Raw genomic sequence first — 13,379 nt, 5'->3', positions numbered from 1 at the left:
ACTTTGCTATGATAAGACCGATGTATTTTGTTATGGGAGAGATGGCAGACTATGTTACTCGTTATTGATGTAGGGAATACGAATATAGTACTCGGCGTGTACGAGGGAACGGAACTCGTCGATCATTGGCGTATATCGACGGATCGCTTGCGGACGACCGACGAATACGGTGTCCTCATTCGCGAGCTCTTTTATTTAAATGAGGTCAATGCCGAAAGTATTGATTCTATTATTATTTCGTCCGTCGTGCCGCCCGTCATGCCCACGCTGGAACGCATGTGCCAGCGCTACTTCGGCTTGTCGCCGCTTATCATCGGGCCGGGCGTGAAGACGGGCATGGACATTAAGTACGACAACCCGCGGGAAGTCGGCGCCGACCGCATTGTCAATGCCGTCGCCGCATACGATAAGTACGGCGGCCCCGTTATCATCGTCGACTTCGGCACGGCCACGACCTTTTGCGCCGTCGACGGCAAGGGCGTCTACCTGGGCGGTTCCATTTGTCCGGGCATCGGTATTTCCACGGAAGCTCTCGTGCAGCGGACGGCCAAGCTGCCGCGCATTGAAGTACGCCGTACGGACGGTGTCATTTGCCGCAATACGGTGGAAAGTATGCAGGCCGGCGTTTTTTACGGTTTTGTCGGTCAGGTGGAAGGTATCGTGGCACGCATGCGCAAGGAACTGGGACAGACGGCAAAGATCGTTGCTACAGGCGGGTATGCCGTCATTATTGCGCCCGAGACGGCGGCCATCGATGTCGTCGAACCTATGCTTACGCTGGAAGGACTGCGAATTATTTATGAGCGGAATTCTTAAACCCCTGCGCATAGGTACGGTGACCTTGGAAACGCCGCTCGTACTGGCACCTATGGCCGGTGTATGTGATTTGCCGTACCGCGTCATTGCCCGTCGCCATGGCGCGGCTTTAGTTTGCGCCGAAATGGTCAGTGCCAAAGGCCTTGTCTACGGCAATAAGCACACGCGAGACATGCTGACCGTCGCTGACGGCGAACACCCCCTGTCCATGCAGATCTTCGGCGCCGAGCCGGATATCATGGCCCGTGCCGCGGCGGCTGCGGAAAGCTGCGGTGCCGACATTGTCGATATCAATATGGGCTGTCCCGTGCGCAAGGTCGTCACGAACGGTGAAGGCGCGGCGCTGATGCGCGACTTGCCTCTTGCCGAAAAAATCGTCGCCGCCGTCGTCCGCGCCGTATCTGTGCCGGTTACGGTGAAAATGCGCACCGGGTGGGACGCTGCGTCCTTTACGGCGACGGAATTGGCCAAGCGATGTGAACGGGCCGGTGCAGCGGCAATTACCGTACACGGCAGAACGAGAGATCAATTTTACAGCGGCACTGCCGACCTTGCCAAAATTGCCGCCGTCGTACGGTCCGTCTCCATTCCCGTCTTCGGCAACGGCGATGTCACCGACGGCAGATCGGCCGAGCGTATGGCGGAACAGACGGGCTGTGCCGGCATCATGATCGGCCGCGGCGCTCAAGGTAATCCGTGGATTTTCAGACAGGTGGAAGCCTATTTGCGGGATCGCACGGTCGTGCCGCCGCCGACGGCAAAGGAACGGTGTGCCCTCATATTGGAGCACTTCGACAGCCTTCTGGCATTTAAAGGCGAGTACGTGGGTTTGCGGGAAATGCGCTCTCATGCGTCGTGGTACACCAAGGGCATGTACGCGTCGGCAGCCTTGCGGCAGCGCATTAACAAGGCCGTGTCGCCCGATGAGTTTCGCGGCATTATCCGCGAAGCCGTATCGGTGTTTGAAAAACGCGTTGATTGACACGGCTTATATATAAGAATATAATTATACGTACTTGCATTACTAAAGGTATTTCAGGAATAGCAACCTCGAAAGGTTTCTATTCCTGTTTGCCGTATGGGGAAAAAGGAGTATTACTATAATGGCTAATGAAACACTGATTACAGCTGAAGGACTTGAAAAACTGAAGGGCGAACTGAACGAATTGAAATCGGTTCGCCGTATTGCCGTTTCGCAGCGCATTAAGGAAGCCATCGCCTTAGGCGATTTAAGCGAAAATTCCGAATACGACGACGCTAAAAACGAACAGGCCTTTATTGAAGGGCGTATTGCCGAACTGGAAAATAAAGTGCGTACGGCGAAAATCATAGAAGAAACAACGGGCGGTATTGCCAGAGTACGCCTGGGCTCCAAGGTCATTTTGGAAGACGTGGAAACGAAAGACCGTTTTGAATATACCGTTGTCGGTACGGCCGAAGCGGATCCGTTCAACAATCGCATTTCCAATGAAAGTCCTGTAGGTGCCGCCATTTTGGGTCAGAACGTGGACAAGAAAAATCCCGTCATCGTCTCCGTCAAAGCGCCGGTAGGAGAAGTACAATATCGCATTTTGCCGTTTGAAGCATAATACCGGAGGGAATAAGATGGCCGATCAGGAAAAGAAAGTAACAGCCGCTGCGGAAGCGGAAAAATTGAACGACCAAATGATGGTGCGCCGTGAAAAGATGCAGCAATTCGCTGACGCCGGCGTCTATCCGTTCGGGCAGAAATTTAACCGGGATCACCATGCACAGGAGATTAAGGATAAGGCGGAGGCACTGGAAACGGACGGCGCTGTCGTACGCCTGGCCGGCCGCCTCATGGCGCTGCGCCGCCACGGCAAGACGGCTTTTTGCGTACTTCGCGATTTGAGCGGCGAAGTGCAGCTTTATTTCCGTAAGGACGTCGTAGGCGAAGAATCGTATGAACTTTTCAAGCTTCTCGACATCGGCGATATTGTCGGCGTGGCCGGCAACGTATTTACAACCCATACGGGAGAAATTACGGTGCGCGTACAGACGTGGACGCTCCTGTCCAAGTCTTTGCGGCCGCTGCCGGAAAAATTCCACGGCCTGACGGATAAGGAAACGCGCTACCGGCAGCGTTACCTTGACCTCATCGTCAACCCGGAAGTGACGCAGACCTTTATTATGCGCTCCCGTATTGTCAAGGGGATTCGGGAATATTTGGACGGCCGCGGCTTCCTGGAAGTGGAAACGCCCATGCTGCACAATATTGCCGGCGGTGCCGCTGCGCGCCCCTTTATTACACATCATAATGCGCTGGATATGGATATTTACCTGCGCATTGCTACGGAACTTCACTTAAAACGCCTTATTGTCGGCGGCTTGGAACGGGTTTATGAAATGAATCGCTGCTTCCGTAATGAAGGCATCGACACGAAGCACAACCCGGAATTTACGACAGTTGAACTCTATCAGGCTTTCGCCGATTTGGAAGATGTCATTGCCCTTACGGAAGAACTCGTTTCCGGGCTTGCCGTGAAACTGTACGGAACGACGAAGATTACGTATATCGATAAAGAAATTGAATTGGCTGCTCCGTGGCCCCGCATGACCATGATTGAAGCGGTGGAAAAATTCACGGGCAAAGACTTCTCCAAGGTTACGTCCGTTGAAGAAGCGCGTGCCGTCGCGGATGAGCTGCACGTGCAATACACGGAGCATGACGGCATCGGCAAGATTATAAACGGCTGCTTTGAAGAATATGTAGAAGAGAAACTCATTCAGCCGACGATCATTACGGGCCATCCCTTGGAAATCTCGCCTCTGGCTAAGCAGAACAAAGATAATCCGCTTTTGACGGATCGTTTCGAAGCGTTTATTTACGGCCGCGAGCTGGCTAACGGTTTTTCCGAGTTGAACGATCCCATCGATCAGCGCGAGCGTTTCTTGAAACAAATGGAAGAACGTGCTCTGGGCGATGATGAAGCGCATCAGATGGACGAAGATTATTGCCGCGCCCTTGAATACGGCTTGCCGCCTACAGGCGGCTTGGGTATCGGCATTGACCGCCTCGTCATGTTTCTTACGAACAGTGCATCCATTCGTGACGTACTGCTGTTCCCCTTGAGCCGGCCGGAACAGAAATAGCTTTTTTGCACCCTTTGATGTCTGTCGGAGGGTGCTTTTCACACGATGAAGGAGACTGTATGAAATCCTATGTATCTGCCGGTGCGGCCCTTTGTCTTTTTCTCCTGACGGCGGCGTCCTTTGCCGCAAATTCGGCTGTTCCTGCCGAGCTCGCCGAGACGGGAGCGGGTTACAGCTCCGGAGCGGGGAACGGCCCGGGCCCGGGAGCCGGTTTTTCCGACGACGCTGCGGGCGTTGCCGCTGAAAACGACGCGAACACTGCGGAGAAGAGCAAAAATACGGAAAAAGAGAAAGCAAATAAAGACGATAAAAAAGTAAAGACGAACTATAAGGTCAAGGCAATAGAAGACTCTATGAAGCTTGACACATCGTGGCAGGACGGGCTGAAACCGTACGACCGGGCGGAGCTGCCGCCGGGCATTAAGGCTGCCGAACCGCATCCTCTGTCGGAAGATTTTTTTGTCGTCGCCGGTCTGCGCAAGGGAACATCTCTTGCCGAAGTACTGCGCCAATACGGACAACCGCAGAAGCGTTCGGAAACGACGCACCTGTTGACGCTTAATTATGAAAAGGATGACATGGAAATGCGTGTCGTCCTGCGTAAGGAAGTACCGCCGTCCCTGAGCGAAAATCATATTGACGGCAATCGGATCGTGACCGGCGTGGAATCGGTCTACCTGTCGAAGGGCGATTCCCTTACTATAGGCGGAGACCTGCAACTTCATATGCCCGCAGAACTTCTCGTGCGCCGTTACGGGGCGCCGCAAAAGATTTTGCGTGATGCCGATGCCAATGTGTATTATTTTGTCTATATGTCGGGGAAATTGCATGAAAACCTTATTTTTGCTCTCGGTGACAGAAAAATTCAGCGCGTTGCCCTGATGCCGCCGCGGGCTCCTTATCTTGCGGATGTAAAACGGGACGCCTGCCCGCTGCCGCTGAAAGAAAACGATTTTACGCTCATGGGCTTTGTGCCGGGACGGCCCTTTATTCAAAATAAGTATAATATGTGGCAAACGGTTATTAAGCGGGGGACTGCACAGCTTTGGCTCTACGGCGACTACGGTGTGGAAGTGGACAAAGCCGGCATTATCCATAATGTCTTCCTTCTTTCCAATTCCGCATTTACAAGCCGCGGTGTAACCATAGGGTATAACGTTTCGACCCTGCTCGCCGCTTACGGCGTGCCCAACCGTATTGAAAAAGGCCCCAATACGGAATCGGCCGTAGACGCATATTACTATGACAGCCCCTTCGGTGAAGCACTGTCGCTCGTCTTCATTATCCGTCACGACATGCCGTACGTGAATGACGTTATCCTGACGGATCGTCCCATAGAGGACCTTCAGGATCCCTTGGGCCGTTACGATTTAAAGGAAAAAAGACCTATCACAAAAGAACATACCTAAAGCCTTTACTTGAGTCGCGAAAATCAAGTATAATGAGGGAAAATAAACCAATACAGGAAAATGAGGGTGATTTTCATGGTGACAGATGCAGAAGTCTTAAAACGTTGGAAGTACATTGCTCAGGAAGAGGAGAAGCTGCTGATTATCATCGGCGGGCCGGGGTCCGGAAAAAGTAAACTCATTCGCGACCTGACCTATCAGGCAGGCTGGAAAATCTGTGAGGCCAGAGAGCTCTTTGACGACGAGTTCTTGGAAATTCCCCGTGCCGACCGGCCGGAAAAGGCGATCGACCTGATTGCCAATGCCATTAGACGCTTAAATGCACGCGTCGTCATGATCGATAATGTAGGTTTTCTCTTCGCCCCTATTTTAAATTTGAATCCCGTTGCCATGCTGAAACAACTCAGCCGTGAATGCCCCATTATCGTAAGCTGGCGTGGAAAATTGGACGGAAACACGCTTTACTTCGAACATAACGGGGATCCGAAATACGCTAAGTTTATCGTTGAAAATCCGAATCACGTTATTTCATTGGACTGATGACACAAAGCAACGCCTTGGGGCGTTGCTTTTTTTTTTATCCTGCCTATGATATAATGAGCGGCGTGCAAACAATATTGATTGATATAAGGAGCGGACTATGAGCGATATTATAATTGCCGTCATTCTGGGTGTCGTCGAAGGTGTTACGGAATACCTGCCCGTCTCGTCGACGGGACATATGATCCTGGTAGGCGATTGGCTCGGCTTTGACGGACCGAGAGCGGGCGTCTTTGAAGTGTTTATTCAGCTGGGAGCTATTTTGTCGGTCGTCTTTATTTACAAGGAAAAATTTATTCACATGCTGCGGCAGTACAACTGCGTCTACCTTTTGCGGCCCGAAAATTGGCGGCGCCGCGACTCGGGACTTACGTTGGCCCACATTGCCGCCGGCATTGTGCCGGTTATGATTGTCGGCTTTTTTGCGCACCACGCCATCAAGGCCTATCTCTTTTCGCCGGGTACCGTCGTCATCGGCCTTATCGTCGGCGGTCTTTTCATGCTCGCGGCGGAAAAGGCGCGCATCCCCGTTATTTGTAATGACGTGGAAAAGCTGACCGTCCTACAGGCGTTTTTTGTAGGCGCCTTTCAGATGCTCGCCCTGTGGCCCGGCTTCTCCCGCTCCGGTTCGACCATCGGCGGCGGACTGCTGTTGGGAATCAGCCGGAAAGCGTCGGCCGATTATTCTTTTATTATCGCCGTTCCCGTCATGATCGTCGCCTGTTTCTACGACTTGTTGAAGAGCATTGCCGACTTGAACGGCGGCGACCTCGTCATGATTGCCGTCGGCTTTGTGACGGCCTTTGCGGTCGCTTATGTTTCCGTACTTTGGTTTCTTCGGTTTCTTAACAAATCGACGCTCGCCTCTTTTGCATACTATCGCTTTGTAGTGGCAGTCGTCGCGTTTATTCATTTCTACCTTCTTTAGGATGTTGTAAAAGGTTTTATTACCGGCCTGCGCCTTGCCCTTCAGGCAGGAGGAATATATGGCAAAGTCGAAAAAAATAAAGTTACAGAAGCGCTCCGCCGCTTCGGCGCGCCTGCAGAAGGGACTGTCCCTGCCGGCAGGAGCCGGCGGCGACGGGTACCTGGGCTTTCGGGATATGGCGGACTTGAAGTGCAAATACTTCGTCCGTACGGGAAATTTGGCGCGACTTCCCTTCGCACTGCGTATGCTCGTCCTTTTTTTTGCCCAATTTATCTTTACCTTTGTCCTCTACAGCCGCATGGCGGAGGGAATTCTCTTGAACCGGCCTTTTGTGGCGGCTTTTTTCGGCATTTTATTGATTCTCTTTACTATACCGACGGTTATGTCGCAAATTTCTCTCGGCGTACGGCGCTGCCATGATATAGGGCGCAGCGGCGTCTTTTTTGCGTTCCCTTTTATTTGCTATTGCAGCGGTTTTATCCTGCCCATTCTCGGTATGGCACAGGCGGCAAATTTTGCCCAATTGGCGGCTCTTATTACCTACGCGGGCCTGACCTTCATGAAAGGGAAGCGCAATGGGAAGACAACGTCCTGATGAGGAATACAAATATGGCTATGATACGGACAACTCATCTCAGTCATACGTATAATGATGAAGAGGGCAATTTCATATACGCCTTAAAGGATGTGACGCTTTCCGTCGAACAGGGCGAGTTTGTGGCTATTATCGGCACGAACGGATCCGGCAAATCGACGCTGGCCAAGCATTTTAATGCCCTTCTGCTGCCGACGGAAGGCACCTGCGAAATCGCGGGCATGCGCACGGATGTGTCCGAAAACGTGTGGCCCATACGACAGCATGTGGGGATGGTTTTTCAGAATCCGGACAACCAAATCGTGGCGGCCGTCGTTGAAGAAGATGTGGCCTTCGGACCGGAAAATATCGGCGTCGCGGCGGCGGAAATCCGCAGTCGTGTCGACAGCGCTCTGGAACGGGTAGGTATGACTTCCTTTGCCCTGCAGGGACCGCATCATCTTTCAGGCGGTCAGAAGCAGCGTGTTGCCATTGCCGGCATCCTCGCCATGCAGTCGGCCTGCATCGTCCTTGATGAACCGACGGCTATGCTTGATCCTGCCGGACGGGCGGAAGTAATGTCTCAATTGCTGCAGCTGCGCAGGGACGGTATAACAATTGTCTTAATCACCCATTTCATGGAAGAAGCCGTTCAAGCCGATCGGGTCATCGTTATGGACAGGGGAGCCGTCCAAATGGACGGCACGCCGCGCCATGTCTTTTCACACGTAGCCGAACTTCTCGCTATGGGGCTTGATGTCCCCGTCGCCGCGGAAATGGCGGTGCGCCTGAGGGAAAAGGGCATAGCTCTGAAGGGAGATATCATTACAAAGGAAGAGTTGGGAGACCGCTTATGTCCATCAGACTGAACAACGTGTCTCATCAGTACGGCCAGGGCACGCCCTTTGCCTGTACGGCCTTGGAACATGTTGACTTGGAAATTAAAAAAGGCGAATTCGTCGGTATTATCGGCCATACCGGGTCGGGAAAGTCGACGCTCGTACAACTCCTGAACGGTCTTGTGCAGCCTACGGAAGGGCAGGTCTTTGTCGATGACACGGATATTGCCGGTAAAAGCGCTGCCGCCCTGGCGGCTCGCCGCCGCGTGGGCATGGTTTTTCAGTATCCCGAGTATCAGCTCTTTGAAGAGACGATTGCCAAGGACATCGCCTTCGGTCCCAAAAATTACGGTCTCCCGCCGGCGGAAACGGAAGAGCGTGTGCGCGAAGCCATGTCCTTCGTCGGTCTTGACTATGATGAATACGCGAATCGCTCACCCTTTCGCCTGAGCGGCGGGCAGATGCGCCGCGTCGCCATTGCCGGCATCATTGCCGTACGGCCGGACTATCTCATTCTCGACGAGCCCTCGGCGGGCCTTGACCCCGTAGGCAGACGGGAAATATTCGCACAAATTCGGCGCCGTTATGAAGAAACGGGTACTACGGTCATTCTCGTGTCACACAACATGGACGATATTGCGGCCCTCGCCAACCGGCTTATCGTTTTATCGCGCGGCAAGGTAACGTTGGACGGCGAGCCGCTCGAGATTTTTTCGCATCACCGCGATATCCTGCAGGAAGCGGGCGTAGACGCTCCGCCTGTGACGCAGGTACTTCAATACCTGCGCCGGCGCGGCCTTGCCGTTTCGGATCGGGCCAGGACCGTTGCCGACGGGACGGCCTTGCTCTATGATGCGTTGAGGGGGGACGGACATGCTGACTGATATTACGCTGGGGCAGTATTTCCCCGGGAATTCCGTCCTTCACAGCTTAGATCCGCGCATGAAAATCATAGGCACGTTGATCTTCATTGTTTCCGTTTTCTTTGCGGCATCACCTCTTTCATATGTCCTGGTGGCGGCATTTATCATTCTTTCGTACGGCCTGTCGAAACTGCCGTTGAGCTGTATGTATAAATCGCTGCGGCCTTTGTGGGCCATCATTCTTTTTACCATGGCCGTTCATGTTTTTACGACGCCCGGTGAGCCGCTCTGGCAGTACGGCTTTATTAAGATAACCGGTGCCGGTATTTATCAGGGCGTCTTCATGACCTTGCGGCTCGCCTATTTAATCGTTTTTTCGGCACTCCTCACATATACGACGTCGCCCATCGCTCTCACGGACGGAATTGAGCGCCTCTTAAATCCCTTTAAACGCTTCGGCGTGCCTGCACATGAGCTGGCCATGATGATGACCATTGCCATGCGTTTTATTCCGACTCTCCTTGAAGAAACGGACCGTATTATTAAGGCTCAGACGGCGCGGGGCGCAAATTTCGTGAGCGGCAACCTGTGGCAGCGCGGTAAAAATATGGTGCCCCTCCTGGTGCCTCTGTTTATCAGCGCTTTTCGCCGCGCCGACGAATTGGCCACGGCTATGGAAGCGCGTTGCTATCGCGGCGGTGAAGGCAGGACACGCCTGCATAAATTGAAATATACCTGGCGCGACGGCGCGGCTTTGGTCTGCGTGTTGCTGATGACGACGGTTTTGGCGGTGATGCGATGGGCCCTGTAGTAAAGAATATTCGCCTCATCCTCGCCTATGACGGTACGGATTTTAAAGGCTTTCAGCGGCAGTCTGACTTTCCGACGATACAACAGGCCGTAGAAGAAGCGTTGAGCGGAATTTATTGCCGGCCTGTACGCATATACGGCGCCGCCCGTACCGATGCGGGCGTACACGCGCGCGGGCAGGTCGTCAACTTTTACGGCGACGATACGCTTCCCGTAAGCCGCCTGCCGTATGCGCTGAAAGGCGGTTTGCCGTCGACAGTGGCGATCCTTGAGGCTGCGGAAATGGAAGCGCGTTTCAGCGTGCGTCACGATAACTTGGGAAAGCACTACGGCTATACATTGATCAACGGGCCCGTTCACGATCCCTTTATGCTGCGCTACAGCTGGCATATTCGCAAGCCCCTGGATATGGGCGAAATGCGCCGCGCCGCCCGGACTCTGCTGGGGACGCACGATTTTTCCGCCTTTGAAGGGGCCAACACGACGCCCATGAATCCCGTTAAGACCATGTATGCCGTTGCCTTGCATCGGGAAAAAAATCGCCTGTATATAGACGTCGTCGGTGACGGCTTTCTTTATCACATGGTACGGAACATGGTGGGCGCCCTGGTCGACGTGGGTATGGGCCGTAAGCGGGCGGAAGATCTGCCCGTCATTCTTGCCGGCAGGGACAGGCGCAATCTCGGCGCTACAGCGCCGGCGCAGGGCCTTTGTTTAGAACGCGTCTTTTACGAGCAAAGCTGCCTGGATCGGACATTGGCGGCGCTGGGCCGTGCCGAAGACGGCGATACGGAGTCACTATTGTCTCCGAAGGCGTGAAGTGTGATATAATAAATATATTCGGTATTATAAGGAAATATATAAGGTCTCGCCGTACGGCGATATGCCGGGATTATAAGAGGCAGATAAACTTTATGACAGATAAAACAATGAGCCTTCTTGTTAAGGGCGGCGGCGTCCTCGTCGTCGTTGCCGTCCTGTGGGCGATTCAATTGGTTTTACCCGATTTCTATACAACCATGTGGTATCTCATGCTTGACGGCGATATTAAAGGACTGACGGCGTATATTTCATCCTTCGGCTATAAGGCCATCTTTGTCAGCGTTTTCATCGTCGCCTTCGTCAATGCCATCGGCGTGCCGTCCGTTCTCTTTCTCACTGTGAACGGCGTTATTTTCGGGCTTCTGCCGGGGATTATTATTTCCTGGATCGGCGAGGTCGTCGGCATAGAAATCAACTTCCGCCTGACGCGGACACTCTTCCGCAACCGCGCGAAAAAGGCTATCGGCCGCAGCAATATGCTGGAACGCCTCGATTCGTACAGCTGCGTGAAGACGATTATGGCCGGACGGGCCATTCCGTACGCCCCCAATGTGGTGGTAACGGCTCTCGGCGCCCTCAGCCACATCAGTTACCGCGATCACTTCATTGCCAATGCCGTAGGAAAATTTCCGGCCGTTGCCATAGAGGTCTGGTTCGGCCACGATTTGCTCCTCGTTCACGAGCATTGGGCACGACTTCTTGTCCTGACGGCTGTCGTCATGGCCGTGTACGGCCTCCTTTGGCGCCGGCGCAAGCAGCAGACCCCATAACGTACATGCGCAACTCCTCACGCGAGGAGTTGTTTTTGTTTCATAGTCCGCAGGCGGCGTATTTCTGGTATTTCCCTATAAAATATTGTAAAATACTGGTATCTGTTAATACTTTGACGCGCATAGATGGGAGAATCTTCATGGCATACATACCGATTCAAGGATTTATCAGCAGTTTTCGGCTTTTGGATATATTGGACATTGCCTTGGTCGCCTTTTTCTTATATAAACTCTTTTTACTTCTCCGCAATACGCGCGCCGTTGCCCTTATCAAGGGGCTGGCATTTTTGGGTATCATTACGGTCATCAGCCGCGCCCTTAACCTGCATGTCGTCAACTGGCTTCTGCAGCAGGGCATGACGGTCATCCTCGTCGCTCTGCCCGTCGTCTTCCAGCCCGAACTGCGGCGTGCCCTGGAACATATCGGCCGGGGACGCCTGTTTCGCTCGGATCACATGATCAGTAAAGAAGAGATGGAGCATATGCTTGACGAAATCATCCCTTTGACCGAAAGCCTGTCCAAAACGCGGACGGGAGCGCTCATCGTCTTTGAACGGGAAGTAGGCTTGAATGAAATCATCGATACGGGCGTTCCTATAGACGGCATCGTATCCAAGGAGCTGCTCGGCAATATTTTTATTCCCAATACGCCGCTGCACGACGGAGCCGTCGTCATTCGGGAAAACCGGATCATGGCGGCCGGCTGCCTCTTGCCGCTCACGATGGAACGATCCCTTTCTACGGAATTGGGTACACGCCACCGTTCAGCCATCGGCATCAGTGAAAAATCGGACGCCGTCGTCGTCGTCGTCAGTGAAGAGACCGGCGCCATTTCTTATACATACGGCGGCCATATTTACCGCCACCTGAGCGGCGAAGGCCTGCGCAAGGTGCTGAACGATTTCTTTTCCAAACAGCCCCAGGGGCTGGCCAATATACTGAAGTGGAGGTCCGCTAAATGATCAAGGTGCCTCAAGAAAAATGGAAGATACAAATTATCTGTATTATCGTGGCCATCGGCCTCTGGTTTGCCATCATCAGCGAACAGAACCCTATCAGTGACGGCAGGTATACAGTGCCCGTCGTCATGGAAAATCTGGACTCCCAGTACGTCGTGTCGCAGATGCCGAAGAACGTATATATCAGCCTGTCCGGGCCGCGCAACACGATTATCAATATCAACCCGGACGATATTAAGGCTTATGTCGATATGTCCGCCGTTCAGGAAGGAACCGTGAACGTGCCCGTGCATGTAGAAGTGCCTGCCGGAACGGAGCTTAAATATCAGAGCGTGACGGACGTGAATATTACAGTCGACGTATATGCGGTTAAGGAATTCCGCCTGACACCGCACTTAATCGGTAAACTCGCCGACGGTGCGGCCGTAACGGCAATAAAACTCCTGCCTGAACGCATCGTCGTCAGCGGCGCGAAACGCCTGATCAATGAAGTGGACAAGGCGGTCGTCGAAATTCCCGTAGCCGGAAAGAGCCTTGATTTCACGGCCATGGCGCCTATCCACCTCATTCATGCCGACGGTACACCGGTCGAGGGTCTGGACTTGACACCGCACCAGAGCAGCGTCGCCTTGACGCTGACACAAAACGCCGTGACAAAGAAGGTTCCCGTCGCCGTGCCCACGTACGGTGATGTCGATTCGTCCGTCAAGGTAAAATCTGTTACGGTCTTACCGGATACGGTGGAAATACGCGGCACGCGGGAAAAATTGAACTCCGTTTGGGCCGTTACGCTCGAACCCATTGACCTGACAGGTCTCGGCTCCGACAAGGAATGGCGCGTAGGCATTCCCTGGTCCGTAGGCGACGGCACAATTGAGCCCGACACGGTTACGGTAAAAGTGGAAACGGAAGCGGCCGAATAAAGGAGAGAAGAA

At 53.4% G+C, this 13,379-nt stretch carries 15 protein-coding genes; all 15 read left to right on the top strand.

Annotated features, from left to right (window positions below):
* Positions 1–51: 51 nt before the first annotated feature.
* The 15 genes from BQ2674_RS05045 (at position 52) to BQ2674_RS04975 (ending at position 13,367) form a co-directional block, all read left to right on the top strand.
* Complete coding sequence (locus BQ2674_RS05045; RefSeq protein WP_075572745.1) at positions 52–816, top strand: type III pantothenate kinase; 765 nt, start codon at positions 52–54, stop codon at positions 814–816.
* On the top strand, positions 800–1,798 hold the full coding sequence (gene dusB, locus BQ2674_RS05040; RefSeq protein WP_075572744.1) for a tRNA dihydrouridine synthase DusB: 999 nt from the start codon (positions 800–802) through the stop codon (positions 1,796–1,798). The genes BQ2674_RS05045 and dusB overlap by 17 nt, the downstream gene beginning before the upstream one ends.
* A 121-nt stretch (positions 1,799–1,919) precedes the next feature.
* Positions 1,920–2,405, top strand: a complete 486-nt coding sequence (greA, locus tag BQ2674_RS05035; protein WP_075572743.1) for a transcription elongation factor GreA — start codon at positions 1,920–1,922, stop codon at positions 2,403–2,405.
* A 16-nt stretch (positions 2,406–2,421) separates the two neighbouring features.
* On the top strand, positions 2,422–3,930 hold the full coding sequence (gene lysS, locus BQ2674_RS05030) for a lysine--tRNA ligase (RefSeq protein ID WP_075572742.1): 1,509 nt from the start codon (positions 2,422–2,424) through the stop codon (positions 3,928–3,930).
* A gap of 59 nt (positions 3,931–3,989) precedes the next feature.
* Positions 3,990–5,339, top strand: coding sequence for a hypothetical protein (locus BQ2674_RS05025; RefSeq protein WP_075572741.1), 1,350 nt, complete (start codon positions 3,990–3,992; stop codon positions 5,337–5,339).
* A 75-nt stretch (positions 5,340–5,414) separates the two neighbouring features.
* Complete coding sequence (gene brxF / locus BQ2674_RS05020; protein WP_075572740.1) at positions 5,415–5,879, top strand: BREX-3 system P-loop-containing protein BrxF; 465 nt, start codon at positions 5,415–5,417, stop codon at positions 5,877–5,879.
* 100 nt (positions 5,880–5,979) lie between these two features.
* A complete protein-coding gene (locus BQ2674_RS05015) occupies positions 5,980–6,807 on the top strand; it encodes an undecaprenyl-diphosphate phosphatase (protein WP_075572739.1) in 828 nt (275 codons plus the stop codon).
* 58 nt (positions 6,808–6,865) lie between these two features.
* Positions 6,866–7,402 carry a DUF805 domain-containing protein gene (locus BQ2674_RS05010; protein WP_075572738.1) on the top strand — a complete coding sequence of 179 codons (537 nt, stop codon included), beginning with the start codon at positions 6,866–6,868 and terminating at the stop codon, positions 7,400–7,402.
* Between the two features lie 14 nt (positions 7,403–7,416).
* Positions 7,417–8,250 (top strand): energy-coupling factor transporter ATPase, encoded by an 834-nt coding sequence (locus tag BQ2674_RS05005; RefSeq protein WP_075572737.1) that lies wholly within the window; start codon positions 7,417–7,419, stop codon positions 8,248–8,250.
* Entirely contained in the window at positions 8,235–9,104 is an 870-nt protein-coding gene (locus BQ2674_RS05000) for an energy-coupling factor transporter ATPase (RefSeq protein ID WP_075572736.1), read from the top strand. The genes BQ2674_RS05005 and BQ2674_RS05000 overlap by 16 nt, the downstream gene beginning before the upstream one ends.
* Positions 9,094–9,894, top strand: coding sequence for an energy-coupling factor transporter transmembrane component T family protein (locus BQ2674_RS04995; RefSeq protein ID WP_075572735.1), 801 nt, complete (start codon positions 9,094–9,096; stop codon positions 9,892–9,894). The genes BQ2674_RS05000 and BQ2674_RS04995 overlap by 11 nt, the downstream gene beginning before the upstream one ends.
* Positions 9,882–10,712 carry a tRNA pseudouridine(38-40) synthase TruA gene (gene truA / locus BQ2674_RS04990; protein ID WP_075572734.1) on the top strand — a complete coding sequence of 277 codons (831 nt, stop codon included), beginning with the start codon at positions 9,882–9,884 and terminating at the stop codon, positions 10,710–10,712. Before BQ2674_RS04995 ends, truA begins: the two co-directional genes overlap by 13 nt.
* 95 nt (positions 10,713–10,807) lie before the next feature.
* On the top strand, positions 10,808–11,485 hold the full coding sequence (locus tag BQ2674_RS04985) for a TVP38/TMEM64 family protein (protein ID WP_075572733.1): 678 nt from the start codon (positions 10,808–10,810) through the stop codon (positions 11,483–11,485).
* A gap of 140 nt (positions 11,486–11,625) precedes the next feature.
* The gene (gene cdaA / locus BQ2674_RS04980; RefSeq protein WP_075572732.1) at positions 11,626–12,447 is read left to right on the top strand and encodes a diadenylate cyclase CdaA; all 822 of its coding nucleotides are present in this window, start codon (positions 11,626–11,628) and stop codon (positions 12,445–12,447) included.
* On the top strand, positions 12,444–13,367 hold the full coding sequence (locus BQ2674_RS04975; RefSeq protein WP_075572731.1) for a CdaR family protein: 924 nt from the start codon (positions 12,444–12,446) through the stop codon (positions 13,365–13,367). The genes cdaA and BQ2674_RS04975 overlap by 4 nt, the downstream gene beginning before the upstream one ends.
* The last annotated feature ends 12 nt before the right edge of the window (positions 13,368–13,379 follow it).

Source organism: Megasphaera coli (assembly GCF_900095855.1).
Lineage (GTDB): Bacteria > Bacillota > Negativicutes > Veillonellales > Megasphaeraceae > Megasphaera > Megasphaera massiliensis_A.
Note: the sequence above shows the minus strand (reverse complement) of the source record. Positions and strands in the feature narration are given on the sequence as shown.

Bases quoted from the DNA above. Each gene is read 5' to 3' on its own strand.
- BQ2674_RS05025 (WP_075572741.1), top strand. From the start codon at position 3,990: ATGAAATCCTATGTATCTGCCGGTGCGGCCCTTTGTCTTTTTCTCCTG.
- BQ2674_RS05005 (WP_075572737.1), top strand. From the start codon at position 7,417: ATGGCTATGATACGGACAACTCATCTCAGTCATACGTATAATGATGAA.
- BQ2674_RS05045 (WP_075572745.1), top strand. From the start codon at position 52: ATGTTACTCGTTATTGATGTAGGGAATACGAATATAGTACTCGGCGTG.
- BQ2674_RS04985 (WP_075572733.1), top strand. From the start codon at position 10,808: ATGACAGATAAAACAATGAGCCTTCTTGTTAAGGGCGGCGGCGTCCTC.
- BQ2674_RS04975 (WP_075572731.1), top strand. From the start codon at position 12,444: ATGATCAAGGTGCCTCAAGAAAAATGGAAGATACAAATTATCTGTATT.
- BQ2674_RS05015 (WP_075572739.1), top strand. From the start codon at position 5,980: ATGAGCGATATTATAATTGCCGTCATTCTGGGTGTCGTCGAAGGTGTT.
- cdaA (WP_075572732.1), top strand. From the start codon at position 11,626: ATGGCATACATACCGATTCAAGGATTTATCAGCAGTTTTCGGCTTTTG.
- BQ2674_RS05000 (WP_075572736.1), top strand. From the start codon at position 8,235: ATGTCCATCAGACTGAACAACGTGTCTCATCAGTACGGCCAGGGCACG.
- greA (WP_075572743.1), top strand. From the start codon at position 1,920: ATGGCTAATGAAACACTGATTACAGCTGAAGGACTTGAAAAACTGAAG.
- lysS (WP_075572742.1), top strand. From the start codon at position 2,422: ATGGCCGATCAGGAAAAGAAAGTAACAGCCGCTGCGGAAGCGGAAAAA.
- brxF (WP_075572740.1), top strand. From the start codon at position 5,415: ATGGTGACAGATGCAGAAGTCTTAAAACGTTGGAAGTACATTGCTCAG.
- BQ2674_RS05010 (WP_075572738.1), top strand. From the start codon at position 6,866: ATGGCAAAGTCGAAAAAAATAAAGTTACAGAAGCGCTCCGCCGCTTCG.
- dusB (WP_075572744.1), top strand. From the start codon at position 800: ATGAGCGGAATTCTTAAACCCCTGCGCATAGGTACGGTGACCTTGGAA.
- truA (WP_075572734.1), top strand. From the start codon at position 9,882: ATGGGCCCTGTAGTAAAGAATATTCGCCTCATCCTCGCCTATGACGGT.
- BQ2674_RS04995 (WP_075572735.1), top strand. From the start codon at position 9,094: ATGCTGACTGATATTACGCTGGGGCAGTATTTCCCCGGGAATTCCGTC.